Below are 24435 nucleotides of genomic sequence, written 5' to 3'. Positions count from 1 at the left end.
GACGGGATCACCGTGCGGATTGCTACTTGGAACGTCAATTCAATCCGCAGCCGGCAAAGCCATCTGCTGAGCTGGCTTGAGCAGGCCAGACCAGATGTGCTGGGGCTGCAGGAAACCAAGGTGGAAGACGCGCAATTCCCAGCAGCCGCCATGGAAGAGGCCGGCTACCGCACCGTGATCAGCGGCCAGAAGAGTTACAACGGCGTAGCGCTGCTGAGCCGCGAGCCGCTCGAGGAGGTGCGCATTGGTTTTGACGCCCTGCTGCCAGACGATGAGGCCGCCATCGAACTGAGCCAGCAGAAGCGGGTGATCAGCGCCTGGGTGGATGGCGTGCGGGTGCTCAACCTCTATGTGCCCAATGGGTCCGAGGTGGGCACCGAGAAATACGCCTACAAACTGGCCTGGCTTGATTGCCTACGCCGCTACCTCGACGTGCAACGCGAGCAGGGGGAACCCTTTTGCATGCTGGGCGACTTCAACATCGGCCCGGAAGCCCGCGACCTGCACAACCCGGAGCGCTCCACCGGCGGAATCATGGCCAGCGAGGCCGAGCGGGAGGCGCTCAAGGCCTGCCTCGGGGATGACCTGCGCGATGCCTTCCGCATGTTTGAGCAGGGCAGCGGCCACTGGAGCTGGTGGGACTACCGCTCAGGCGCTTGGAACGGCGATCGCGGCTGGCGCATCGATCACCTCTATCTCGATGAAGAGCTGCAGCAGCGCGCCTTGGGCTGTGAGATCCACAAAAGCGAACGGGGCCTCGAGAAGCCCAGCGATCACGCTCCAGTGAGTGTGGATCTTGGTGATGAAGCCGCAGAGGAAGAAGACGACGAAGGCCTCTGGTGAATCACACCACCTCAACACCCTTGGGCAGCTGGATCTGCTGAGCGCGGCGGCTGGATTCACCGCAGCTCACCGGAGTGGGAAAGAGCTTGCCGGGATTGGCGCGCTGCAGAGGATCAAAGGCCTTGCGCACCAGCTGCATGGTTTCCAAATCCGCCGGGCTGAACATCCAATCCAGGAAGCAGCGCTTATCCGCCCCTACCCCGTGCTCACCGCTGATGCTGCCGCCGGAATCAACGCACAGCCGCAAGATCGCGGCCCCCAGATCTTTCACCCGCTGATGCACGCCCTCTTCGCGGCCGTCGTAAAGGATCAGCGGATGCAGGTTGCCGTCTCCAGCGTGGAAAACATTGGCCACCGGCAACTCATGCTCACGGCTGAGTTCATCGATCCGGGCCAGCACTTTGGGTAGGGCGCTGCGGGGCACCACACCGTCTTGCAGGTAATAACTGGGATAGAGCCGGCCCAGGGCTGAAATCGCGCTTTTGCGCCCCTGCCAAAGGCGGGCGCGGTCGTCGCTGGTGGTGGCCACTTGCACATCGCGGGCACCCGCCTGGCGGCAGAGATCAGCGGTTGTGGCGGCCGCCAACTTCACTTCAGCGCTGCTGCCATCGAGCTCGATCAACAGCGCCGCGGCCGCATCAGCTGGATAGAGCTCCTGCTCGAGCATCTGATCCACAGCGCGGATCGTGAAGTTGTCCATGATTTCCATCCCCGCCGGCAGGATCCCAGCTGCCGTCACCAGCCGCACGGCTTCCCCTGCGGCTTCCATGCTGGTGAAATCAGCAAGCAGCACAGCCACCGCTTCGGGCTGCCTGAGCAAACGCAAAGTGATCGCCGTGGCGATGCCCAAGGTGCCCTCACTACCGATGAACACCCCGCGCAGGTCCAACGAGGGCATCTCCGCCAGCTGCCCGCCGAGGGTGGTCACCGTGCCATCGGGCAGCACCACCTCCAACTCCAAAACGTGGTTGCTGGTGACGCCGTACTTGAGGCAGTGCACACCGCCTGAGTTTTCGGCCACATTGCCGCCAACACTGCAGGCGATCTGGCTGGAGGGATCGGGCGCGTAATAAAAGCCATCGCCACTCACAGCGCGGGTCACCCAGCTGTTGATCACCCCCGGTTGCACCCGGATGGTTTGGTTGTTCAGATCAATCGAGAGCACCTGCCGCATCCGGCTGGTGATCACCAGCAGCGCCTCCTGCTCCACCAAGGCCCCGCCGGAAAGCCCCGTTCCACTGCCGCGGGCCACAAAGGGCACGCCCTGCTCCTGGCAGAGCTTCAACACAGCCGCCACCTGCTCGGTGGAATCCGGCAGCACCGCCAGTGGCGGCTGGTGGCGGTCCATGGTGAGGCCGTCGCAGTCGTAACTGAGCAGCTCCTGGGCCTTGCTCACCACAGCCCGCGGCGGCAGCACCTGCCGCAGGGCCTTCTCCAGGGCCGGCCAATCGATGGCGGAAGCGGTGGCCACAGGAGATGAATAACTCGTTCAATTGAGCCTATCGATCGCAGAACAAAGCGGCGCCAGGGCAAAGTGGGAGGCTCTGTCTCTGCTGATAACGCTTTGGTGACTGCTGCAGCCCTGAACACCAGCCGTTCCGACGCCCTCTTTACGGCAGCGCAACAACTGATGCCCGGCGGTGTGAATTCCCCGGTTCGGGCCTTCCGCTCCGTAGGCGGCCAGCCGATCGTGTTCGACCGCGTCGAAGGCGCCTACGCCTGGGATGTCGACGGCAACCGCTACATCGATTACATAGGCAGCTGGGGACCCGCCATCTGCGGGCACGCCAATCCCGAGGTGATTGAGGCCCTGCAGCAGGCCCTCAGCAAGGGCACCAGCTTTGGCGCCCCCTGCGCCCTGGAAAACACCCTCGCCGAGATGGTGATCGACGCCGTCCCCAGCGTGGAGATGGTTCGCTTCGTCAACAGCGGCACCGAGGCCTGCATGGCCGTGCTGCGCCTGATGCGCGCTTACACCGGCCGCGAAAAGGTGATCAAGTTCGAGGGCTGCTACCACGGCCACGCCGACATGTTCCTGGTGAAGGCCGGCTCCGGTGTGGCCACCTTGGGCCTGCCGGATTCCCCCGGTGTGCCGAGCAGCACCACCGCCAACACCCTCACCGCCCCCTACAACGACCTCGAGGCGGTCAAGGCCCTGTTTGCCGAAAACCCCGACTCGATCTCCGGTGTGATCCTCGAGCCGGTGGTAGGCAATGCCGGCTTCATCCCCCCCGATTTCGGCTTCCTGGAAGGTCTGCGGGAAATCACCCGTGAATACGGCGCCCTGCTGGTGTTCGACGAAGTGATGACCGGCTTCCGCATCTCCTATGGCGGGGCGCAAGCCCGCTTTGGCATCACCCCTGACCTCACCACCATGGGCAAGGTCATCGGTGGCGGCCTGCCTGTAGGCGCCTACGGCGGCCGCAAAGACATCATGGAAATGGTGGCCCCCGCGGGCCCGATGTACCAAGCCGGCACCCTCAGCGGAAACCCCTTGGCGATGACCGCGGGCATCAAGACCCTGGAACTGCTCAAGCGGCCCGGCACTTACGACAAGCTCGAAGCCACCACCAAGCGTTTGGCTGAAGGCATCCAGGAAGCGGCCAAAGCCGCTGGCTTGCCGGTGTGCGGCAACAGCATCAGCGCCATGTTCGGCTTCTTCCTCTGCGACGGCCCCGTTCGCAATTTCGAAGAGGCCAAAGCCACCGACAGCGAGCGCTTCGCCAAGCTGCACCGGGCCATGCTCGAGCGCGGCGTATACCTCGCCCCCAGCTCCTTTGAAGCGGGCTTCACCTCGCTGGCCCACAGCGATGCCGACATCGACGCCACCCTCGAAGCCTTCCGCGAAAGCTTCCAGCTGATCGCTTGAAGCGCTGATGCAAAGGCGCCAACTGATCCAAGCCGCCGGCCTCGCCGGTGGAGCGGGCCTGCTGAGTGCCTGCCGCATTCGCCGCATTGATGGAGCCAGCAGCGCTGAGCTGCCATCGGTGCGCTGGCGCATGGCCACCAGCTGGCCCCACGCCCTCGACACCCTGTATGGCGGCGCCCAAACCATCGCCGAACAGGTGGGGGTGATGAGCGGCGGGCGCTTCACGATTGAGCCCTATGCCGCCGGTGAAATCGTGCCTGGGCTGCAGGTGCTCGATGCCGTTCAAAACGGCGCGGTGGAGTGCGGCCACACCGCTAGCTACTACTACGTGGGCAAAAACCCAGCCCTGGCCTTCGGCACCGCTGTGCCCTTTGGCCTAACGCCTCAGCAGCAGAACACCTGGCTGTATGAGGGGGGCGGCAACGAAGCCCTCGATCGCATCTACAGCGATTTCGGCGTTCGCAGCTTCCCGGCAGGCAACACCGGCCCCCAGATGGGCGGCTGGTTCAAGCGTGAGCTTGATGGTCCAGCCTCACTCAAGGGCTTGAAGATGCGGATCCCTGGCCTGGGGGGCAAGGTGATGGCCGCCATGGGCGTGAATGTGCAGGTACTGCCAGGCGGTGAGATCTATCTCGCCCTGGAGCGCGGCGCCATCGATGCCGCTGAATTCACCGGCCCCTACGACGATGAAAAGCTCGGCCTACCGAAGGCAGCGCGCTTCTATTACTACCCGGGCTGGTGGGAGCCAGGACCCACGCTCACAGCACTGGTGAATCAGCAGGCTTGGGCCAAGTTGCCCAAGGCCTACCAAGAGATGTTCCGCTCGGCCTGCCAGAGCGCCAACTTGCTGATGTTGAGCCGCTACGACCGGCTCAATGCCGTTGCGCTCGAACGGCTACGGCAGGGCAACACGCAAGTGGAGTTCTACGGCGACGCCATCCTCAAAGAGGCCCAAAGCGCCACGGCTGATCTGTTGGCCGATAGCGCCCGCGGCGATGTGGGCTTCAACAGCCTCTACAGCGCTTGGAAAGATTTCCGCCAGGTGGCCCGCGGCTGGAACCAGGTCACCGAGCTGTCCTTCTCCCGCTTTAGCGATGGTGCTTGATCGCCTGATCCGCGCAGCGGGCTGGCTCGGACGCTGGGCCCTGCTGCTGATGATCGCCATCGGCGCCTGGAACGTGGTGGGCCGCTATCTGGGGCTGGCCCTGGGGCTGAGCCTGAGCTCCAACGCACTAATTGAGGCGCAATGGTTTCTCTTTGATGTGGCCTTTCTGCTGGGGCTGGCCTACACGCTCAAGCAACGCGGCCACGTGCGCATCGACATCTTGTTGAACCGCCAGAGCTCAAGGCGCCAGCTGCAGCTTGAGCTGCTCGGCACCTTGGTGCTGCTGCTCCCGTTTGCCCTCACGGTGCTGGTGGTGTCGCTGGAGCCCACGTTGCAGTCATGGCTGCTGCTGGAGGCATCACCGGATCCAGGCGGATTACCGCGTTATTTGGCCAAAAGCCTGGTGCCCTTGGGCTTTTTGCTGTTGGCCCTGCAGGGCATCCGTGAAGCAGTAGCCCTCAGGCAGCAGCTGCGCCGCAGCGGAGGCCAGAGCTGATGGGATTTGAACTGGAAGTGGCCGGCTGGGGCATCGCCTTTTTCCCCGGTGAGGTGCTTGCGCCATTGATGTTCTTGGCGCTGATTGCAGCGCTGCTCAGCGGCTATCCCGTCGCCTTTGGCCTGGGCGGTGTGGCGGTGATCTTTGGCCTGTTGGGCATCGCCAGCGGCGTGATTGATCCGCGCTTCTTCAGCGCGTTGCAGCCGCGGATCTTCGGAATCATGAGCAACTTCACGTTGCTGGCGATTCCCACCTTTGTGTTCATGGGGGCGATGCTGCAGATCTCCGGCATCGCTGAACGGCTGCTGCAGGCCATGGGCCAACTGCTGGGCCAGCTGCGCGGCGGCCTGGCGCTGGCTGTTGTGTTGGTGGGCAGCTTGATGGCAGCAACCACCGGCGTCACCGCCGCCACGGTCACCACCATGGGGCTGATCTCCCTGCCCGCGATGCTGCGCTCGGGCTACGACAAATCCTTTGCGTCCGGGGTAATCGTGGCCTCCGGCACACTCGGCCAACTCATTCCCCCTTCGATCGTGCTGGTGGTGCTCGGCGATCAGCTCGGCGTGTCGGTGGGTGATCTGTTTTTGGGCTCGCTGATCCCGGGACTGTTGATGGCAGGCGCTTTTGCGCTGTACGTGCTGGTAGCCAGCCAACTCAATCCCAAGCTGGCGCCCGAGCGCATGGAGCGTGGCTATACCCCAGTCGCACCGGCTCAGCTGCTCCGAGTGCTCCTGCCGCCATTGGCCCTGATCTTTTTGGTGTTGGGCAGCATCTTTTTTGGCGTTGCCACCCCAACAGAAGCGGGCGCGCTCGGTGCTGTTGGCGCCATGGTGCTCGCCGCCATCGAAGGCGGCTTCAGCCGCAGCAACCTGGCCAAGGTCTGCGATGAGACCCTGCGGGTCACCGCGATGGTGATGGCGATCCTGCTGGGTTCCACCGCCTTTGCCCTGGTGTTCCGCAGCCTTGGCGGTGACGCCATGATCCGCGAGGTGCTGGTGAATCTGCCGGGGGGTCAGCTGGGCTTTCTGGTGGTGAGCATGGCGGTGATCTTTGCCCTGGGCTTCTTCATCGATTTCTTTGAAATCGCCTTCATCGTGGTGCCGCTGCTGCTGCCCAGCGCCCGTGAATTGCTGGGGCCCGAAAGCCTGCTCTGGTTTGGTGTGTTGATCGGAGCCAACCTGCAGACCTCCTTCCTCACCCCGCCGTTTGGCTTTGCCCTGTTCTTCCTACGGGGCGTGGCCCCCAAAGAGGTGAGCACCCAAGCGATCTATCGGGGTGTTTGGCCGTTCATCGCCGTGCAGGTGGCTGTGCTGGTGCTGATCATCCTGTTCCCAGCTCTGGTGAACACCCTGCCGGCCCTCTCACAGGCCAGCTAGGGCTGCTGGGGAATCGCTGCCCCCTCTGGCCGGCGCGGATCAGCCACCCCCAAGCTTCCGCCTTCCGGCAGCACTTCAACGCTGTTGGCTGAGCCCATCGCCCGGCTGCGCTGGATCGTGTGGCCCCACTGCTCCAGCAAATCGGTGGTGTCGGGGCTGATGCCTTGCTCGATCTGCACCCGATCAGGCCAGAGCTGGCTGTGGACACGCGGACTCAACACCGATGTAGCCAAGTTGAGGCCGTGCATCATGCGGTTGAGCAGCACCTGCAACACCGTGGTGATGATGCGGCTGCCCCCCGGCGTGCCAGTGGCGAACCAGGGGCTGCCATCACGTTTGAGCACCACCGTTGGCGTCATCGAACTGAGCGGCCGGCGGCCAGGGGCGATGGCGTTCTTTTCCCCTTGCACAAGGCCATAGGCATTGGGCACGCCTGGCATGGCGGTGAAGTCATCCATCTCGTTGTTGAGCAGCACGCCGGTGCCTGGAATCGCAACGCCGTTGCCATAGGCGAAGTTCAAGGTGGTAGTGAGGGCCACCAGCGATCCCTGGTGATCAGCCACCGAGAGATGGGTGGTGTTGGTGCTGTTGGCCGGCAGTGGAGCCGTACCGCCCAACGCAGCGCTGGGGGTGTGCTGTTGGGGTCGAATCAGTGGGCGCAGCGAGTCGGCATAGGCCTTGCTGGTGAGCCGCTGCACCGGCACCGCCACCTGATCGGGATCCCCCAGTTCGCTGTTGCGGTCGCGGTAAGCCAGGTTCATGGCCTCCACCAAGGTGTGGATCGACTGGGCGCTGTTGAGACCCATGGCCTCTAAATCCATCGGTTCCAGCAAATTGAGCATCTGAATCAAGGTCACGCCGCCACTGCTGGGGGGAGGCATCGACAGCACCTTCAGGCCGCGGAAGCGTCCCACTACCGGCTCAACCCAAGGAGCGCGGTAAGCCGCCAGGTCCTGGCGATCGATCAGGCCCCCGCGCTGTTGCATCAGCGTTTCCAGCTGCTTAGCCACAGGCCCTTGATAAAAGCCAGGGCGGCCCTGCTCAGCGATGCGGCGCAAGGTGGCCGCCAGCAGCGGCTGCCGCAGGATCTCACCAGCGCGATAGGGCTCTCCGCCCGGCTTGTAGTAGATCGCCTTGGCGCTGGGATCGCGCTGCAGCAGGGGGGCGGCCCGCTGGAGCGACTCCGCTAGCACCGGATACACCGCAAAGCCTTGCTCAGCCAAGCGAATCGCCGGGGCCATCACCTCAGAGCGGCTGAGGGCACCAAAACGCTCCTGAGCCTGCAGCAGGCCTGCCACCGTGCCGGGCACACCGGTGCTCAGCAGGCTGCGGGTGGCCAACTGCCGATCGACGCGGCCATCAGGACCAAGAAAGAGGTCTTTGTGGGCGCGGCGGGGCGCCATCTCACGGAAATTGAGGGCATAGCCGCGGCGCTCCGGCTGGTTCCAAAACACCAGAAAACCGCCGCCGCCCAAGTTGCCGGCCTGCGGCAACGTCACAGCCAAGGCGTAGGCCGTGGCCACAGCAGCATCAATGGCATTGCCGCCCTTGGCGAGGATCGAGGCACCAGCGGCACTCGCCAAAGACTCCTGGCTGGAGACGATTCCAGCCTCTGATGGCACCGGCCGCACCCGCTGGCCAGGCTCCTGCAGCGGATTGGCGCCGATCAGAGCCAGGCAAAGTAGGAGTCCGCTCACGCCATTCCATGGGCCACCACCGCTTCAGGCTGCCATTGCTGCTGGCCCTGCCGCTGCTCGCCCCAGCGGCGCTGGCCGAACAAGGGCCCCAGCGCTGCAACGATGAGATCACCCGGCTGATGCAAATCCGTTTGGAGCGGGCCCAAGCCAGCTGGGACGAAGAGAACCCCACCCCCTCGGATTTCCAGCTCGAGGCGCAGTACCTCAACCAAGTGGTGAAGGCCGAATCAATCAAGGCCCACGCGCTCAAAAAATATGAATGCCGCTTGCAGCTGAACCTTCCCGATGAGGAGGCTGCCGCAGGCTGAGGCTATGGAGATTCCCGCCCAGGAGCAAAAAACCAAGAAGTGGTTCAAAAGCCATCTGCTCAATGACGAGATTGAGCTGCAGGATCTCTACGAGCTGGAACAACTGGATCTCGATCTGTTGATGGCCGAAACAGCAGAGATTCGCTCGGATGTTGAGAACCGCTCCCGCAGCTATGGCCGCTGGTGCACGGCCGGTTATTTCCTGGAACTGGCGCGAATCATTGATCGCCGCCGCCAGGAAAGTTCATGAATTTTTGATTGAGCTTGCAACGCCCTGTGTCGTTGGGTCTTGCAGCCAGCAACTTGGTTTACGGTCGATTCGGACACGCATGAATCGATAAGGAATTACCCGGTATCCATCCGCCCCCAACCAGGACCATGGACCGCTCCGCAACGATCAACGTCATCGTTAAGCACTACGACATCGACTCCAAAGGCCGCATCGATTACGACCCCAGCTTTGGCTCTTACTTAGAGACCTTGACCGACACCGCACTCACGCGGGTGTTGGCTTGGTACGAGCGGGAAGATCACGCCGCGTGAGGCACCAGCTGCCTTAACACCCAAAATTCAATGGCCATATAAGCCACCAAAAACACCACCAAGGCGATCACAAAGGTTTTGCCGTTCATGGCGCTTGCCCCGGAAACTGATCACCGCGCAGGCCAACAATCGCTTCGAAGATGCGTTGGCCAAGGCGTCGGTTCATTGCGCTGATGGTGCCCCCCATGAACACCGCATCGATCAAGCAGGTGATCCAAACAGCCGCCAGCAGCACATAGCCAATGAGAAGCACCGTGAGCACTCCGCCGAGGATGTTCAGCAGCAGATAGGTGAGCGCGCGGCCAGTGCGGCCCAAATAAAACCAATGGGCACCAAAGCCACCCAAGAGCAGCGCCAGCACCACGGCGAGAACAGTGCTTTTTTTCTGATCTTCGTAATCGCTTTGGAACATCAGCTTCTCCTCAGCGGAGAGCTGTTTCATCAGCGCCAGCAGAGCCTGGTCCATGCCTGATCCCGACAGCCCAAGCTAGGCACGGAATCGATTGGCTCAGCGGTAATTCTGAAATTGCAGGGGCACTTCGATGTCCTGCTCTTTGAGCAATTGGATCGCGCTCTGCAGATCGTCTTTGTTCTTGCCGGTGACGCGCAGGCTTTCGCCCTGGATCGAAACGTTCACCTTCTTGAGTTCATCGCGCACCGTCTTGCTGAGCTTTTTGGCGATCTCCTGGCTCAAGCCTTTGCGCAGCTTGATCTCCTGCTTGATGCGATTGCCCCCAACGGTTTCAGGGGTCTGCTCATCAAAGATTTTCAGCGAGAGATTGCGCTTGGTGGCCTTCTGCCGCAGCACGTCCACCACAGCCGTCAGGGTCATGTCACTGGCGGTGGTGATCACGATGGCGGTTTCCTCCAGCTCGATCTCGGTGTTGGAGTCCTTGAGGTCGTAGCGCTGGGACACATCACGGCGCAGCTGGTCGATGGTGTTCACCAGCTCCTGGCGGTCGAAATCGCTGACAACATCAAAGCTGTAGGTGTCGGCCATGAAGGGCGGCAACGGCAGGGAATCTCACCAGCCTAGAAAGGGGCCCCTTGTGAGGACCCATGGCGGAGCTTTTCAACGCCCTCCAACACGGCAACGCGCCACTGGCTGCATCCCTGCTGCTCTCCGGTTTGGTGGTGATGCTGAGCCTGGTGCCGCTGGGGGCCGCCCGTTCCCAGGCGGATTTCAGCATGGCTGATCTGGCCGCCCCCAGGGCGATGTTCGAGCGCCTGCCGGCCTGGGGACGCCGGGCCAGCTGGGCCCATCAAAACTGCTTTGAAGCCTTCACCCTCCATGCCCCTGCTTGCCTGCTGGCCCTAGTGGCTGGGGTATCAGCACCGGTTGCCATGGCCGCTGCCTGGCTACACCCGCTGCTGCGGCTGCTCTACATCGGTGCCTATGTGGGCAACGTGCCGCCCCTGCGCGGTCTCTGCTGGGCCTCGGCCTTGCTCTGCAGCGGCATCCTCTATCTCGAAGGCCTCAAAGCCGTGCTATCAGCAAGCTAGAAAAATAATGACAACCGAACATTGGGCAAATGACACCTTTTAGCCGTCAAAAGCTCATTTAAGAAGGAAACTCGAAAGGGAATCAAAGGCACGTTTACTGCCGATGGCACTGAGATGATCCCCGTCGTAATAAAGCGGCTTTCGGCTACCACCTTCAGTGCCCGTGCAAAATTCACCTGGACATAAAACATCTGCAGGATCCCAGATCTCCACAAAATCAAATTCATCAGCCAGGATAGACATTTGCTTCATTGTCGGAGATCGATAATGAATAAAATCACTCTTTAGAACAGGCTCTCCACAAATTTGATTTACGGAATTAAACCACTCAGAACATCGCATCAACGGAGCATTTAGAACTGGCTTTGGAGCTTCAAACACGACACGAAGACCCAAGGGTTTCAAAGCGGCCATCAACTCCTGAGAAGCAACCATTCCTTCGCGCCTGGAGGTCGCTAAGAGAACAGAGTCGACATCAACCGGTGACGAGAAATCAAGATTATTCCTGCCCCACGACTCAACCAATCTTGGCATCCTCAAACCCGCCAAAACCAAAACATCGCCTGGCTTACTTTGATCTTGCAATTGCTGGATGAGCCTAGCCCGATCCTGCAGGCAATTTGGGCGAACCTCAAAGCCATCGATCAGCCTCCCTGCGAAACACATACTGAGACCGATCGTTCGAACGTTCCAGCCCAGCTCAGCATGAAAGCGCTTCAGCATGGAGCCATAGGCATAAGCATGCGAATCACCAGTGATAAACAAGGTTGGACTTGAAGAGCTCTGACCAAGTGAATCAACGCGATCAGGAAACCAACGATGAGGCCTGCGATTCACATCAGTCCAGCTGTATTGACTCTTCATTCCTTCAGCCTGCACAGAAAGGCCCCAGAAACCGACAACGGAAACCAGCCCTAACAATATTTGGAGCAGAGACGAAATATTAACAGCCTTTCCCCATCGCATGATGGGTCTTTCAATATAAAAAGTGGATACGAAAGCCAATGCAAAGCTAACAACAACTGCAATCAGCACCAACCACCAGCGATCAATACCAACAGTCCAACGCATCAAAACAATAACCGGCCAATGCCACAAATAGAGCGAGTAACTAATCCCACCAAGCCACAAAAGGCACTTTGTGCGAAGGGCAATTCTTGGCCAAAATTGAGCACCTCTGTGAGACAAACAGCCAATAATCACAAGCGATGTCCCGGCGACTGGAAGCAACGAGACAGGCCAAGGAGCCAAGGAAGAGCTCCCAAACCAAAATCCAATCATTAAAAGCGATAAACCAAGCGGAGCAACCCAGTACTGAATACGGCCAAGACCATATCCTCGCAATGACTTAACCTTTATCCGCCCCCAATACAATGAGAGGAGAACACCAACTCCAAGCTCCCAAAAACGAGAAGGCATGCTGTAGAAAGCCAAGTTCGACCCGGGATTCAGATAGAAGGCCGAGTAAATCAAGGACGCAAGAATCAGGCATGGCAGCAAAGCCCTAACAAACCCGAAGAAAAAAGATGACGCCGTTCCCCTGCCAACCCTTTGCCATGCGAGCAACAGCAAGGGAGCCAAAAAATAAAACTGCTCCTCAACAGCCAAGCTCCAAGTTTGAGTAAAAGGATTGAAATCACTACGATGCGAAAAATAACCATCAGCCTCAATCAAAGGAATATTAGAAAACCCCCAAAAAGCGAATGAGCCTGTTTTCCAGGTGGCTTGACTCAGCCAACTATCAGGAATAAAAAGCGCTGCAAGCAAGGTTGTCACTGTCAAGCACACCACCAGGGCTGGAACAATTCTGAAAACACGTCTCGCGTAAAAACCCAGCAAATCACTACGAATTCCCTTGGAAGGCCTCGACAAAAACGACCGAGTAACAACAAAGCCTGAAAGCACAAAAAACAAATCAACCCCCAGGAATCCTCCTGGAAGCCAGTCTTTGTTCAAATGATTAATCAATACAGCGAGAACCGCCAATCCCCGAAGGCCATCCAGCTCGAGAATATGACCTCTAGCCAAACCCTCAAATCTGGAAGCGCGGCTTTTTTGGACACGCTTGTAGGCCTGAGCAGTCACTCGGCTCCACTATCAATATTTTACGCAGAGAGACTATCGCATCTTATTTTGCGAGCAGGCTAATCAAAGAACAGCAGCGTGACGACCTTGCCGAGATCTTCTGCGTCTTGGCAGGTCTGGATCAACGTTTCGCTGTCGTGGAAGGCGAAACAAATCAGTTGATCGCAGCGGCTCACAATCTCTTGGTTGCAGAGGGTGCTGGCTTCGGTGAGCGGAAGGTCGTCGTTTTCCGGCTTGCTGACCAGATGCAACACCTGCTCCAGCAACTCCTGGGATTCCGGCGCCTGCAACTCCAAGCTTTGCGGAAGGATCACGGTGAGCTTGGCGGGGTCCACCGCCAAGGCACCACGAATCGCTGCGGCATTGATCCCTTGCGCGCCTGAGGTGAGCATGGAGTGGCCCTCCTGCACCAGGGAGCGAGCCAACAGTTCCACCAAATGGATCGACACCACAGGCACATGGCGCGTGCCAAGGATGGCGATCCGTCGCTGGCCGGTGTCCTGCATGAGTGCAAGCTCTTGAGCCAGCGTGTCGACCCGATCGAGAGCCGGCAGATCAAGGGACCGGGTCACAGGGGACGCCAGGACAGAAAGCTCGTTGACCGTAGCAACGCTGGCGCTTTAGGCCAGACCAAGACGGGAAAACAACGCGGCGAAGTCGCAGTGCTCAGCCACCATCCGGGCCGCATAGGTGGCCTTCACCGCTTCATGCAGGCGGACATGGCCAAAGGCCTTCTCAATCACCGCCACCGTGGCCAGGGTGTCGTGCTCCACCTTGAGCAGGGGAACATCGAGTTCTTGAGCGCGACTCACCAGCTGCGGTAGGGGGTCACCAGCGCCAGTGAGGATCAAGCACTGGGTGGACGCCTCCAGGGCAGCCAACTGGATATCAGTGCGGTCCGCGCCAGTAACCACGGCCATATTGCGCTGCTGACGGAACACCTCCATGGCGGAGTTCACGTTCATAGCGCCGATGCTGAGGGTTTCGACCAGCAGGTCTTTGCGCTCTCGGCAGCACAACATCTCAGCGCGCAAGCGCTGCACCAGCTCACCAACGGTGACGCTGCGCAGCAGCGGGCTACGGGGCAACAGCCCATAGAGGGGCAAACCCAAGGCCTCCAAGGCGGGGCTGAGCTCGGCGCGCAGGGCCGTGATCTGATCAGGCTCAACGTTGTTGAGCACCACTCCAAGCAGTTGATCGCCCAGCAGGGCTTTAGCCTGCAGCAAGGGCTCAACGCTGCCGGCGTCCTCCCAGGCATGGGCCAACAACACTGGCGCCTCCAGGCCATGGGCCAGCTGGGGCAAGCTGAGGCCAAACAGCAGACCCTCGTTCAAGGAACCAGCCGCTTCCAGCAGGGTGATTCCCTCGCCAGCCCCCAGCACCCCGCGCAGTTGCTCAAGCGCTTGCTCAGGTGCCACCAAGCTGCCGGTGGCCAACTGCTGTTTGGTGGGTTCTGGCGTGCTGGAGGTGAGCGAGGAAAGCAGGGCGCTTGGCGGCAGATCAAAAATTTCACCAACGAAGCGCACGTCGTCATCGATCAGGGTGTCGCCACCGGTGTGCTGCTCAATGCTGGTGGCCAGCGGCTTGCCGTAGCGCAGGCTCTGGCCCTTATCGCGCAGCTGCTGCACCAAGCCCATCACCAGGGCCGACTTGCCACTGAAGGGTTCGCAGGAACCCACCAAAAGAGTGGCACCGGAGTGGCCCATAGCAGTGGCTTGGAGTGATGGGAAAATCTACCGAGTTGGCAACAAAACAGCCTTGATGCCGTTGTTTCAAGGCCAACGCTGCGGCGTAACTGGAGCCAGCGGCAGCTTCGGACGGGCCCTGCTGCTCGCCCTGCATCGCCAAGGCGCCATTCCCGTGGCCTTGAGCTCAAGCCCTGGTCCCGTGCGGCTTCAAGACGGCGATCAGGAGCTGGAAATCGAAACCATCGCCTGGACGGTGGGACAGGAAGAGGCGCTGCGGCCGCAGCTGGAGTCGCTGCAACTGCTGGTGATCAACCACGGCATCAACCGCATGGGCGCCCGTGATGCCCAATCCACCGCCGACAGCCTCGAGGTGAACCTCAGCAGCGCCCTGCGGCTGATGGAACTCTTTTTGAAAACGGCCAAGCCCGGTGATGACCGCGAACTGTGGGTGAACACCTCGGAAGCCGAGGTCAACCCGGCGTTCAGTCCGCTCTATGAGATCAGCAAACGGGCCCTTGGTCAGCTGGTCAGCCTCAGGCGCATCGATGCGGTATGCACCGTGCGCCGGCTGGTGTTGGGGCCCTTCCGTTCAGCGCTGAACCCCTATGGATTCATGCAAGCCAGCGGTGTGGCCACTGCTGTGCTGCGCCAAGCCGCCGCGGGACGTGAACTGATCATCGTCAGCCCCAATCCGCTCACCTGGCTGCTCATGCCACTGACCTGCTGGGGGCGCGAGCGCTACTACCGCTGGTTCACACAGCGTCCCGGTCCGTAAGGATTTCGTAGCCGCTATCGGTCACCAGCACGGTGTGCTCCCACTGGGCCGAAAGGCTGCCGTCCTGGGTCACAACGGTCCAGTGGTCTTTGAGGGTGCGGCAGTTTTTGGCGCCGGCATTAAGGATCGGCTCCACAGCCAAGGTCATGCCTGAACGCAGCTGCACATTGGGCAGATCGCGGGTGCGGTAGTTGAAGACCGAGGGCTCCTCGTGCAGATTGCGGCCAACGCCGTGCCCGGTGTAGTCCTCCACAACGGCGTAGCCATTGGCTTCAACGTGATCTTGGACCGCGCCAGCGATGTCGAGCAGGGTGCGGCCGGCTTTGATCTGGGACAAGCCCTGCATCAACGATTCCTGGGCCACGCGGGAAAGGCGCTCAGCCTCTTCTGAGATGGAGCCAACGCCAATCGTGATGCAGCTATCGCCGTGATAGCCCTCATAGAAAGCGCCGGTGTCGACCTTGAGCAGGTCGCCATCACGGATCACCCGCTTTTTGCTGGGGATGCCATGCACCACCTCGTTATTAATGCTGGCGCAGATCGTTCCCGTGAAGCCGTGATAGCCCTTGAAGCTGGGCACAGCCCCCATGGCGCGGATGCGCTCTTCGGCATAGGCATCGAGCTCACCGGTGGTCATGCCGGGCTTCACCAGCCCCATGATTTCTTTGAGCACCGTGGCCACGATGCGGCCCGATTGGCGCATGATGCCGATCTCGCGCTCGGACTTGATCTCGATGCCGCGGCGGTTATTACTAATGCGAGGACCGGTCTGGGGCTTCGAGGACGCCATCAGCTCTGCGAACAAGTTCATCTCAGCAAAAGCAGACGTCAGTACTTTCAAGCTATCAATGCTGTCCGTCTTGTCGCGGAGCTGCACCGATGAGCACCTGGTTGCTGCGGATCCGCCGCTGGCATGGACGCCTGGCTCCAATCGTCCTGCTGCCCCTGCTCATCACGGTCAGCACTGGGCTGGGCTACCGCCTGATGCGGGATTGGGGCGGCTGGGGCCGAGACCAAGCCCACTGGTTGATGCAACTCCATGAGGGGGAATGGCTGGGCGCCCATGGCGAAACGATTTACGTCGTGCTCAATGGGCTGGGATTGATATGGATGCTCAGCACCGGAGCGCTGATGCTTCTGGGGAAATGGTTGAGGTGAAGAGGTAAGCTGGACCCTTGGCCCGCTACGGCAACTCACCTGTTGAGTTGCATCGAATCGCAATGACCGCAGAGGAAACAGCAGCAAAGACCGAGGAGACCGCTGTAGCCAGCGCCACCGAGGAAGCCCCTGCCAAGAAGGCAGCCGCGGCCAAGGTCAGCACGCGCAAGCTGAGCGCCGAAGAGCTGATCCGCTCGTTTGAAGAAGGTCAGATCAAGTCCGATCTTCCTGACGTGTATGTGGGCGACACCGTCAAGGTGGGCGTCCGCATCCGTGAGGGCAACAAAGAGCGCGTTCAGCCCTACGAGGGTGTGGTGATAGCCAAACGCCACGGCGGCATGCACGAAACCATCACCGTGCGCCGAATCTTCCAGGGCATTGGCGTGGAGCGGGTGTTCATGATCCACAGCCCCCAGGTGGCCTCCATCAAGGTGGAGCGCCGCGGCAAGGTGCGTCGCGCCAAGCTCTTCTATCTGCGCGAGCGGATGGGCAAAGCCACCCGGGTCAAGCAGCGCTTCGATCGCTGACACAGCAGCCCGCTCAGGGCCGCTTCCGGTGCCTAGAGTCAGCACCGGCTTTGGTGCATCGCCTCCTGCGCCGTTAGTTCAGTTGGTAGAACGCAGGTCTCCAAAACCTGATGTCGGGGGTTCGAGTCCTCCACGGCGCGTGCGATGCACCTTTTGTCCACTTTTTGAGGTTTGAATCGAGGCCTAAAGCATGGAATTGGATCTTCAACCTGGTGATGTTGTGAAGGTGCTCGAATCCGCAGCCCTAGGTTGGGTGCGGGCCAGGGTGATCCGGGTCAAATCTGGCGGTCGCGTTGTGGTTCAAAGCGATCAGGGTCGTGAATTCACCGCCCGGGGCAACCAGGTGCGACTGATCGAACCTGCTGGTTTCCACAACTAAAAAGTCCAACAACGACCTCGTTGGCACCTCATCTCAACCCGGTGGCCCCCGCCGGGTTTTTTAGTGCGGCAAAACGATCTCAGGCAGCTCCTTGGCTTTGATCGAGACACGGCGACGCAAGCTGCTCAACAACGCCAAGACCTTGGGTTGCGGCAGTAAATCGCTGCGAACCACCAAGCTCTCACCACTCATCAAGCCGAGGTCGTAGGGCAGAACCTGCAACCCCTCCATCACTTCAAGGGCTAAGCAACTTGCATAGCTGAGTGTGACCTGATCCGCCGTTTGCCCTTCCCACAACTCCGGCTTGTAGCGGGCCATCCGCGCCGGAGTTGTCCACAGGCCATGGCTGCGCAGGATGGCTTCTGTTTTGGGAAACATCCCAGACGGCAAACTCAGACTGGGAAAAGGATCCAGGTCCTCCTGCGCCAAGCGCTGGCGACTGGCTAGTGGATGCCCTGGGTTCGCCACCAAGTGCACGGGCGTGCGGCAGAGATCAATCACCGTGATCTCGCTATCGCTCAGTGGCATATCAGGCTGATAGCTGCCGACCCAAGCATCAATCACACGCTCCCGCAGCAGTTGCAGCGGGCGTTCCATACCAACGTGATTCCACACGCCGCCAACCCATCCCGCTGGCATCGGGTCGGCCAACACAGGGCCTCCCCAAGGCGATCCCTCCAAGCGACACAGCGGCTCGTCGCTGAGGAAGCGATGCATCTGATGCACCCGCCGCTCCATGCGCAGCAGGGTTTGATCTCCCTCCAGCTCCCATTCCCCGTTCTCGCGCAGCATCTCCAACCCAAAACAACGCAGCGTTTCGGTATTGCGCCGCGACACGGTGCTTTGCGCGCAGTGCAAACGCTGAGCAGCGGCCTCACCCGAGCGAAACCACAGCACGTGGTCGAGCATTGCCAGCTCTTCGAGGCCAACCACTTTGACTAGGCATTTCTGGCTAATGGACCCGTTGTACGACCAAAGAAATCCTGACGACAGGAGTCTTATAAGACCTATGCATTGCTCGCATAAGTGCCGCTGAAAAGCTGTGTTGACGGAGGGATAGGCGGCAGTCGATACTCATCAAGTCGCGCTAGCGACATTGCTGAAGATTCCGTGACGGCCTCACGATTCCTCTCGGCTTGGGACCGTAGTTCAACCGGTTAGAGCACCGCCCTGTCACGGCGGAAGTTGCGGGTTCGAATCCCGTCGGTCCCGTTTTCACCTCAACAGCCTCAATGGTGCGTGTTCGTCTGGCCCCCAGCCCAACGGGAACGCTTCATATCGGCACCGCGCGCACAGCGGTGTTCAACTGGCTGTATGCGCGGCGCCATGGCGGCGAGTTTGTGCTGCGCATTGAAGACACCGACAAAGAGCGCAGCAAAAGCGAATACACCAGCAACATTCTTGATGGCCTGAGCTGGTTGGGCCTCGACTGGGATGCCGAGCCCGTGATCCAAAGCGAGCGGGTGGAGCAGCACCGCCAAGCGATCGAACAACTGCTGGATGCCGGGCTGGCCTACCGCTGTTACGCCTCCGAAGACGAGCTCAACGCCATGCGCGAGGCCCAAATAGCCAGCAAGCAAGCGCCGCGTTACGACAACCGCCACCGCAACCTCAGCCCCGAGCAGGAAGCTGCCTATCAAGCCGAAGGACGCCAGGCCACGGTGCGCTTCCGCATTGATGACAGCCGCAGCATCCAGTGGAACGACCTGGTGCGCGGAGCCATGAGCTGGAGCGGAGCCGACCTGGGGGGCGACATGGTGATCGCCCGGCGCGCTCCAGCCGATCAAATCGGTGATCCGCTCTACAACCTGGTGGTGGTGGTTGATGACGCCGCCATGGCCATCACCCATGTGATCCGCGGTGAAGACCACATCGCCAACACCGCCAAGCAACTGCTGCTCTACGAAGCCCTAGGGCTGCCGCTGCCTGCGTTCGCCCACACCCCGCTGATCCTCAACCAAGAGGGCCGCAAGCTCTCCAAGCGCGATGGCGTCACCTCGGTGAGCGACTTCCGCGGCATGGGCTACACCGCCAGCGCCCTGGCCAACTACATGACCCTGCTGGGCTGGTCGCCGCCGGAGGGCATGGGCGAGCGCTTTTCCTTGGCCGAGGCCGCCAAGGTGTTCGACTTCCAACGCGTCAACAAAGCCGGCGCCCGCTTTGATTGGGACAAGCTCAACTGGCTCAATGGCCAGGTGCTGCATGAACTTGGTGCCACAGAGCTCAACCGCCGGCTCACCCCGCTCTGGCAAGAGGCAGGCTTTGAGACCGCTAGCCGCAGCCAAGCTTGGCTGGAGCAACTCTGCGAGCTGCTGGGCCCCTCCCTGACGCTGCTGGCCGATGGCGTGGAGCAAGCCCGACCATTTTTTGAAACGCCCTCCCTCAAGGACGACGCTCACCAGCAACTGCAACAACCCGGAGCCCAAGAGGCCCTCAAGGCCCTGCTCAGCGCACTGGGCGATGAGCCACTCCAGGCCGAGCAGGCCAAAGCCCTGCTGGGCGACGCCTGCAAAGCCGCCGATGTGAAAAAAGGCGTGCTGATGAAATCGCTGCGCGGTGCCTTGATGGGCCAACTGCAGGGCCCTGATCTGATGGAGAGCTGGCTGCTACTGAACGCGTCCGGGCAAGACCGCGGGCGCATCAGCCGCGCCCTCGGCTGAACCGGCCTCGGGCTCCAGATCAGGCTGAACCAAGCCCAAGCGGCGCGCCAACCAAGGCGCCGTTAGGCCTTGGAGGCCCACGGTCATCAAGATCGTGAGGAAGACCAAGCCCTGCAGGCGTCCAGCACCTGAGAAGCCAGCAGCTTCCAAGCGAATCGCAAACAAACTGGCCACCGCGGCCGTAACAATGCCGCGCGGCGCCATCCAGCTCAGCATCAATTTCTGCTTCCACTGCAGGGGCAAGCCGGTGCTGGCCACTGAGATCGACAGCGGGCGCACCACCACCATCAGCACCAGCACGCAACCAACCCCGCCCAGCCCCAAGGGGCTGAGTTCCCGCCAGGAGACATCAGCAGCCAGCAGCGGAAACAGCACCGTGATCGCCAGTTGAGCCAGCTGGCGAATGAAGTCATCAAGCTGCTGCGGCTCCGAGGAGGGCCGGCGGCCCACCACCACCCCAGCCGCAACCGCCGCAGGAAATCCCGATTCCGACAGCTGAGCGTCGCAACCGCCATACATCAGAAACAAAATGCCCAGCGTGAGCTGAACCCGCAGGCCCAAAACCCCGGAATCAGCTGGCAAGCGCCTGAGCAACTCAGAGAGCAAGAGGCCACTGAGCAAGCCCATGGCCACGCCAAAGCCCAAGCGCAGCAGCAGGCCAGCGGCCACACCCTGCCAGCCGGTGCGATCACCCAGCACCAGCTCCAGCAGCATCACCGCCAGCACGGCACCAATCGGTTCGAGCACCAAGCCCTCCCCCTCCAGCACCTCGCCGAGGGGCTCTTGCAGGCGCATCTGCTGCACCAGGGGGTTCACCACCGTGGGGCCGGTGGCCAAGACGATGGCGCTGAACACCGCAGCCAACGACCAGTTCAATCCAGCCAACCAGTGGGCCGCCAGAAAGGCTCCGCCAAAGGCCACCAACAGCCGCACCGCCACGATGCGCAGCACAGCTGTGCGCAGCTCACCCCCGGGGAGCCGCAGCTTGAGGCCGCCTTCAAACAGCACCAGGCTCACCAGCAGGCCGACCACGGTGCCGAGGCTGGAGCCCAAATCCAGTGGCTCCACCCAATGGAAACCGGCTCGTCCCACCACCAAACCACTGACCAGCAGCAGCACCACCGCCTGCAGGCTGGTGAGCTTGGCCACCAGCTGGGCCGTGGCCCCGGAGGCCATGGTGATGCCCCAGAGCAGATTGAGCCGCTCAGCGCTCATTCAAGACCCGTGAACTGGGGTTCGACATGTACAGCCAGCACAGCCCGCGGACGAACCACAAAGTATTCACCCTCCAGCTCGGTGATGGGCACATTCACAAAAGCCTGGGCATCGGGCTTGTTGAGGCTCTCGGCGTACCAGCTCTGAAAGCTCTCAAGATCAGGAAACTGGATCTGGTGGCGATGGCCGCCTTCCAGCAACAGATGCACGGCATAGCGGCTCGGGCGACGGCTCATCAGCTGTGCAGGTCTCACCCAAGGATGCCGGATGGCAGGCTGTGGGCCAATTCCAGCGTCTGATGGGCAGCACAACCAAGCCTCTGTTGCTGCTGGTGGATGGCCATTCCCTGGCCTTCCGCAGCTTCTACGCCTTCTCCAAGGGGGGCGAAGGGGGCTTAAGCACCCAAGACGGCATTCCCACCAGCGTCACCTACGGCTTCCTCAAAGCACTGCTCGATAACTGCAAAAGCCTCAAACCCCAGGGGGTGGTGATCGCTTTTGACACCGCTGAGCCCACCTTCCGGCACAAAGCCGATGAGACCTACAAAGCCAACCGCGATGTAGCCCCCGATCACTTCTTCCAGGACGTCGAGAACCTGCAAGAGATCCTCAAAGGCTGCCTGGATATCCCCCTCTGCCTGGCCCCGGGCTACGAAGCCGACGACGTGCTCGGCACCCTGGCCAACCGCGGCGCCAATGAGGGCTGGCGGGTGCGAATCCTCTCGGGCGACCGCGACCTGTTCCAGCTGGTGGATGACCAGCGCGACATCGCTGTCCTTTATATGGGCGGTGGCCCTTACGCCAAAAGCAGTGGCCCCACTGAGATCCGAGAAGAGGGCGTCGTCAGCAAACTCGGCGTGATGCCCAACAAGGTGGTGGACCTAAAGGCCCTCACCGGTGACAGCAGCGACAACATCCCGGGGGTGCGCGGTGTTGGCCCCAAGACGGCCATCAACCTGCTGAGCGAAAACGGTGATCTTGATGGGGTCTACAAGGCTCTTGAAGCCCTGAGCGACCCCAAAGCCAACAGTGGAGCCCTCAAAGGCGCACTCAAGGGCAAGCTCAGCAACGACAAGGAAAACGCCTACCGCTCGCGGATGCTGGCGGAAATCCTGGTGGACATTCCCCTACCTGAAGATCCGCGGTTGGGTCTGGGCCTGGTGGAGCTGGGGGCCTTGCGTCAGCGGCTGGAGGAGCTGGAGCTCAACAGCCTGCAGCGCCAAAGCGAAAAGTTTGCCGAGCTCTTTTCCGCCGCTGGCCAACTCAGCCTCGACACCGCAAGTAGAGCCGAACCCAGCGCTGCCGAGAGCGAACCGGAGAGCGAAACGCCCACCACCCCGCCGTTAAACCCGCAGCTGATCACCAGCTCCGCTCAGCTCCAGGCCCTGGTGAGCCAGCTGCAGCAACGCAGCGCCGATGCCCCCGCCGTGGCCATCGACACCGAGACCACCGACCTCAACCCGTTCCGCGCGCAGCTGGTGGGCTTGGGCTTCTGCTGGGGTGAAGCCGACAACGATCTGGCCTACATCCCCGTAGGCCACAGCGGCGCCGAGGGGCAGTTGCCTCTAGCGGATGTGCTCGAGGCCATGGCCCCGTGGCTGGCCAGCCCAACGCAGCGGAAGTGCCTGCAGAACGCCAAATACGACCGGCTGGTGCTGCTGCGCCATGGGCTGGAGCTCAATGGCGTAGCCGTCGACACCCTGCTGGCGGACTATCTGCGCGACGCCTCAGCGCGCCACAACCTCGAGGAGTTGGCCCAGCGCCATTACGGCTTCCGCCCCACCAGCTTCAGCGATCTGGTGAGCAAAGGGCAGACCTTTGCCGATGTGCCCATCGAAGCCGCAGCCCAGTACTGCGGCATGGATGTGCACCTCACCTACCGCTTGGCGATTGATCTGGTGCGACAACTCGAGCAGCTCGGCGGCGCCCTGCCGCAGCTGCTGGCTGAGCTGGAACTGCCTTTGGAGCCGGTGCTGGCGCAAATGGAAGCCACCGGCATCCGCATTGATGTGCCCTACCTGCAAGAGCTGGGCCAATCGATGGGCGAGAAGCTGCAGCAACTTGAGCAGCAAGCCATTGCCGCGGCCGGCGAAGAGTTCAATCTGGCCTCCCCCAAACAGCTGGGCGAACTGCTGTTCAACACCCTGGGGCTGGACCGCAAAAAATCACGCAAGACCAAAACCGGGTGGAGCACCGATGCCGCGGTGCTGGAAAAACTTGAAGACGCCCACCCGGTGGTGCCCCTGGTGCTGGAGCACCGCACCTTGAGCAAGCTCAAAAGCACCTATGTCGATGCCCTGCCCCAGCTGGTGGAAAGCGAAACCGGGCGGGTGCACACCGATTTCAACCAGGCGGTGACGGCCACTGGGCGGCTCTCGAGCAGCAACCCCAACCTGCAGAACATTCCGGTGCGCACGGCCTACAGCCGCCAGATCCGTAAAGCCTTCCTGCCCCAGCAGGACTGGACCCTGCTCAGTGCCGACTACAGCCAGATCGAGCTGCGCATCCTCACCCACCTCTGCGGCGAAGAGGCCTTGGTGGAGGCCTACAACAGCGGCGATGACGTGCATGCGCTCACGGCCCGCCTGCTGCTGGACAAAAGCGAGGTGAGCGATGCGGAGCGGCGCCTGGGCAAAACCATCAACTTCGGGGTGATCTATGGCATGGGCGCCCAACGCTTTGCCCGCGCCACCGGCGTCAGCCAAGCCGAAGCCAAGGAGTTCCTGAGCCGCTACAAGCAGCGCTACCCCAAGGTGTTTGCGTTCCTCGAATGGCAGGAGCGCCTGGCCCTCAGCCGGGGCTACGTGGAAACGCTGATGGGGCGCCGCCGGCCCTTCCATTTCGATCCCCAAGGCCTCGGGCGCCTCAAGGGAACCGATCCCGCTGAGATCGATCTCGATGTAGCCAGGCGTGGCGGCATGGAAGCCCAGCAACTGCGAGCCGCCGCCAATGCCCCGATCCAGGGCTCCAGCGCCGACATCATCAAAAAGGCGATGGTGGATCTGCAGTTGCTGCTGCTCGAGCAGCAACTGCCGGCCCGGCTGCTGCTGCAGGTGCACGACGAGCTGGTGCTCGAGTGCGCCCCCGATGCGCTAGATGCGGTCCAGAGCAGCGTGCAACGCACCATGGAGCAGGCCGTGAGTCTGAGCGTGCCGTTGGTGGTTGAGATCGGCAGTGGCCCCAACTGGATGGAGGCGAAGTAACACAGA

General features: G+C 61.3%; 26 protein-coding genes and 2 tRNA genes. 17 read left to right on the top strand and 11 right to left on the bottom strand.

The window, feature by feature from the left end; translation table 11 throughout:
• Positions 1 to 12 precede the first annotated feature (12 nt).
• The gene (gene xth / locus SIB46_RS12930; protein WP_413296509.1) at positions 13 to 843 is read left to right on the top strand and encodes an exodeoxyribonuclease III; all 831 of its coding nucleotides are present in this window, start codon (positions 13 to 15) and stop codon (positions 841 to 843) included.
• A gap of 1 nt (position 844) precedes the next feature.
• Here xth and SIB46_RS12925 read toward each other — a convergent pair whose 3' ends face one another.
• Positions 845 to 2314: an FAD-linked oxidase C-terminal domain-containing protein gene (locus SIB46_RS12925; protein ID WP_413296508.1), complete on the bottom strand. Its 1470-nt coding sequence runs from the start codon at positions 2312 to 2314 to the stop codon at positions 845 to 847.
• 96 nt (positions 2315 to 2410) lie between these two features.
• On the opposite strand from SIB46_RS12925, the gene hemL reads away from it, so the two are divergent.
• From hemL to SIB46_RS12905, 4 genes are read left to right on the top strand one after another with little or no spacing between them, the layout of a single operon-like run.
• A complete protein-coding gene (gene hemL / locus SIB46_RS12920) occupies positions 2411 to 3712 on the top strand; it encodes a glutamate-1-semialdehyde 2,1-aminomutase (RefSeq protein WP_413297797.1) in 1302 nt (433 codons plus the stop codon).
• A 7-nt stretch (positions 3713 to 3719) separates the two neighbouring features.
• On the top strand, positions 3720 to 4817 hold the full coding sequence (locus tag SIB46_RS12915) for a TRAP transporter substrate-binding protein (RefSeq protein ID WP_413296507.1): 1098 nt from the start codon (positions 3720 to 3722) through the stop codon (positions 4815 to 4817).
• Positions 4807 to 5313, top strand: a complete 507-nt coding sequence (locus tag SIB46_RS12910; RefSeq protein WP_413296506.1) for a TRAP transporter small permease subunit — start codon at positions 4807 to 4809, stop codon at positions 5311 to 5313. The genes SIB46_RS12915 and SIB46_RS12910 overlap by 11 nt, the downstream gene beginning before the upstream one ends.
• Positions 5313 to 6689, top strand: coding sequence for a TRAP transporter large permease (locus SIB46_RS12905; protein ID WP_413296505.1), 1377 nt, complete (start codon positions 5313 to 5315; stop codon positions 6687 to 6689). The genes SIB46_RS12910 and SIB46_RS12905 overlap by 1 nt, the downstream gene beginning before the upstream one ends.
• Here SIB46_RS12905 and ggt read toward each other — a convergent pair.
• Entirely contained in the window at positions 6686 to 8386 is a 1701-nt protein-coding gene (ggt, locus tag SIB46_RS12900) for a gamma-glutamyltransferase (RefSeq protein WP_413296504.1), read from the bottom strand. The genes SIB46_RS12905 and ggt overlap by 4 nt on opposite strands.
• Positions 8387 to 8394: 8 nt before the next feature.
• Between ggt and SIB46_RS12895 the strand changes: the two genes are divergently transcribed.
• The 3 genes from SIB46_RS12895 (at position 8395) to SIB46_RS12885 (ending at position 9237) form a co-directional block, all read left to right on the top strand.
• Entirely contained in the window at positions 8395 to 8694 is a 300-nt protein-coding gene (locus tag SIB46_RS12895; protein WP_413296503.1) for a hypothetical protein, read from the top strand.
• Positions 8695 to 8698: 4 nt separating this feature from the next.
• A complete protein-coding gene (locus SIB46_RS12890; protein WP_186547903.1) occupies positions 8699 to 8944 on the top strand; it encodes a hypothetical protein in 246 nt (81 codons plus the stop codon).
• A gap of 128 nt (positions 8945 to 9072) precedes the next feature.
• Complete coding sequence (locus tag SIB46_RS12885) at positions 9073 to 9237, top strand: hypothetical protein (protein WP_413296502.1); 165 nt, start codon at positions 9073 to 9075, stop codon at positions 9235 to 9237.
• An 85-nt stretch (positions 9238 to 9322) separates the two neighbouring features.
• Here SIB46_RS12885 and SIB46_RS12880 read toward each other — a convergent pair whose 3' ends face one another.
• Together SIB46_RS12880 and SIB46_RS12875 are read right to left on the bottom strand one after the other, a co-directional pair.
• Positions 9323 to 9703 (bottom strand): NINE protein, encoded by a 381-nt coding sequence (locus SIB46_RS12880; RefSeq protein ID WP_413296501.1) that lies wholly within the window; start codon positions 9701 to 9703, stop codon positions 9323 to 9325.
• A gap of 42 nt (positions 9704 to 9745) precedes the next feature.
• Positions 9746 to 10237 (bottom strand): YajQ family cyclic di-GMP-binding protein, encoded by a 492-nt coding sequence (locus tag SIB46_RS12875; RefSeq protein WP_413296500.1) that lies wholly within the window; start codon positions 10235 to 10237, stop codon positions 9746 to 9748.
• A gap of 59 nt (positions 10238 to 10296) precedes the next feature.
• Between SIB46_RS12875 and SIB46_RS12870 the strand changes: the two genes are divergently transcribed.
• Positions 10297 to 10740, top strand: coding sequence for an MAPEG family protein (locus tag SIB46_RS12870; RefSeq protein WP_413296499.1), 444 nt, complete (start codon positions 10297 to 10299; stop codon positions 10738 to 10740).
• Between the two features lie 54 nt (positions 10741 to 10794).
• Here SIB46_RS12870 and SIB46_RS12865 read toward each other — a convergent pair whose 3' ends face one another.
• From SIB46_RS12865 to SIB46_RS12855, 3 genes are read right to left on the bottom strand one after another with little or no spacing between them, the layout of a single operon-like run.
• Entirely contained in the window at positions 10795 to 12825 is a 2031-nt protein-coding gene (locus tag SIB46_RS12865) for an acyltransferase family protein (RefSeq protein WP_413296498.1), read from the bottom strand.
• A 59-nt stretch (positions 12826 to 12884) separates the two neighbouring features.
• Entirely contained in the window at positions 12885 to 13397 is a 513-nt protein-coding gene (locus tag SIB46_RS12860) for a DNA-processing protein DprA (RefSeq protein WP_413296497.1), read from the bottom strand.
• Positions 13398 to 13445: 48 nt separating this feature from the next.
• Positions 13446 to 14531, bottom strand: a complete 1086-nt coding sequence (locus SIB46_RS12855) for a DRTGG domain-containing protein (RefSeq protein WP_413296496.1) — start codon at positions 14529 to 14531, stop codon at positions 13446 to 13448.
• A gap of 55 nt (positions 14532 to 14586) precedes the next feature.
• Here SIB46_RS12855 and SIB46_RS12850 point away from each other — a divergent pair, with 55 nt between their 5' ends.
• Positions 14587 to 15288: an SDR family oxidoreductase gene (locus SIB46_RS12850; RefSeq protein ID WP_413296495.1), complete on the top strand. Its 702-nt coding sequence runs from the start codon at positions 14587 to 14589 to the stop codon at positions 15286 to 15288.
• Here SIB46_RS12850 and map read toward each other — a convergent pair.
• The gene (gene map, locus SIB46_RS12845; protein WP_413296494.1) at positions 15266 to 16099 is read right to left on the bottom strand and encodes a type I methionyl aminopeptidase; all 834 of its coding nucleotides are present in this window, start codon (positions 16097 to 16099) and stop codon (positions 15266 to 15268) included. The genes SIB46_RS12850 and map overlap by 23 nt on opposite strands.
• Before the next feature lie 68 nt (positions 16100 to 16167).
• Between map and SIB46_RS12840 the strand changes: the two genes are divergently transcribed.
• The 4 genes from SIB46_RS12840 to SIB46_RS12825 all read left to right on the top strand — a co-directional run bounded on the left by SIB46_RS12840 (position 16168) and on the right by SIB46_RS12825 (position 17352).
• Positions 16168 to 16446, top strand: coding sequence for a peptidase (locus tag SIB46_RS12840; RefSeq protein ID WP_413296493.1), 279 nt, complete (start codon positions 16168 to 16170; stop codon positions 16444 to 16446).
• A 62-nt stretch (positions 16447 to 16508) separates the two neighbouring features.
• Positions 16509 to 16973, top strand: coding sequence for a 50S ribosomal protein L19 (gene rplS / locus SIB46_RS12835; protein ID WP_413296492.1), 465 nt, complete (start codon positions 16509 to 16511; stop codon positions 16971 to 16973).
• A 67-nt stretch (positions 16974 to 17040) separates the two neighbouring features.
• Positions 17041 to 17113: transfer RNA gene (locus SIB46_RS12830), tRNA-Trp, on the top strand.
• A 50-nt stretch (positions 17114 to 17163) separates the two neighbouring features.
• The gene (locus SIB46_RS12825) at positions 17164 to 17352 is read left to right on the top strand and encodes a hypothetical protein (protein ID WP_011936082.1); all 189 of its coding nucleotides are present in this window, start codon (positions 17164 to 17166) and stop codon (positions 17350 to 17352) included.
• Positions 17353 to 17412: 60 nt separating this feature from the next.
• Here SIB46_RS12825 and SIB46_RS12820 read toward each other — a convergent pair whose 3' ends face one another.
• Positions 17413 to 18285, bottom strand: coding sequence for a LysR substrate-binding domain-containing protein (locus SIB46_RS12820; protein WP_413296491.1), 873 nt, complete (start codon positions 18283 to 18285; stop codon positions 17413 to 17415).
• 205 nt (positions 18286 to 18490) lie between these two features.
• Between SIB46_RS12820 and SIB46_RS12815 the strand changes: the two genes are divergently transcribed.
• Together SIB46_RS12815 and gltX are read left to right on the top strand one after the other, a co-directional pair.
• Positions 18491 to 18564, top strand: a tRNA-Asp gene (locus tag SIB46_RS12815).
• A 20-nt stretch (positions 18565 to 18584) separates the two neighbouring features.
• Positions 18585 to 20012 (top strand): glutamate--tRNA ligase, encoded by a 1428-nt coding sequence (gene gltX / locus SIB46_RS12810; RefSeq protein ID WP_413296490.1) that lies wholly within the window; start codon positions 18585 to 18587, stop codon positions 20010 to 20012.
• Here gltX and SIB46_RS12805 read toward each other — a convergent pair.
• Entirely contained in the window at positions 19959 to 21227 is a 1269-nt protein-coding gene (locus SIB46_RS12805) for a cation:proton antiporter (protein WP_413296489.1), read from the bottom strand. The genes gltX and SIB46_RS12805 overlap by 54 nt on opposite strands.
• A complete protein-coding gene (locus tag SIB46_RS12800) occupies positions 21224 to 21463 on the bottom strand; it encodes a hypothetical protein (RefSeq protein ID WP_186547915.1) in 240 nt (79 codons plus the stop codon). Before SIB46_RS12800 ends, SIB46_RS12805 begins: the two co-directional genes overlap by 4 nt.
• A gap of 62 nt (positions 21464 to 21525) precedes the next feature.
• Between SIB46_RS12800 and polA the strand changes: the two genes are divergently transcribed.
• On the top strand, positions 21526 to 24429 hold the full coding sequence (gene polA / locus SIB46_RS12795) for a DNA polymerase I (protein ID WP_413296488.1): 2904 nt from the start codon (positions 21526 to 21528) through the stop codon (positions 24427 to 24429).
• Positions 24430 to 24435: the final 6 nt, after the last annotated feature.

The sequence above is a fragment of the Synechococcus sp. MIT S9452 genome (assembly GCF_047304245.1).
Classification (GTDB): domain Bacteria; phylum Cyanobacteriota; class Cyanobacteriia; order PCC-6307; family Cyanobiaceae; genus RCC307.
This window is presented reverse-complemented; position numbering and strand designations above follow the sequence as displayed.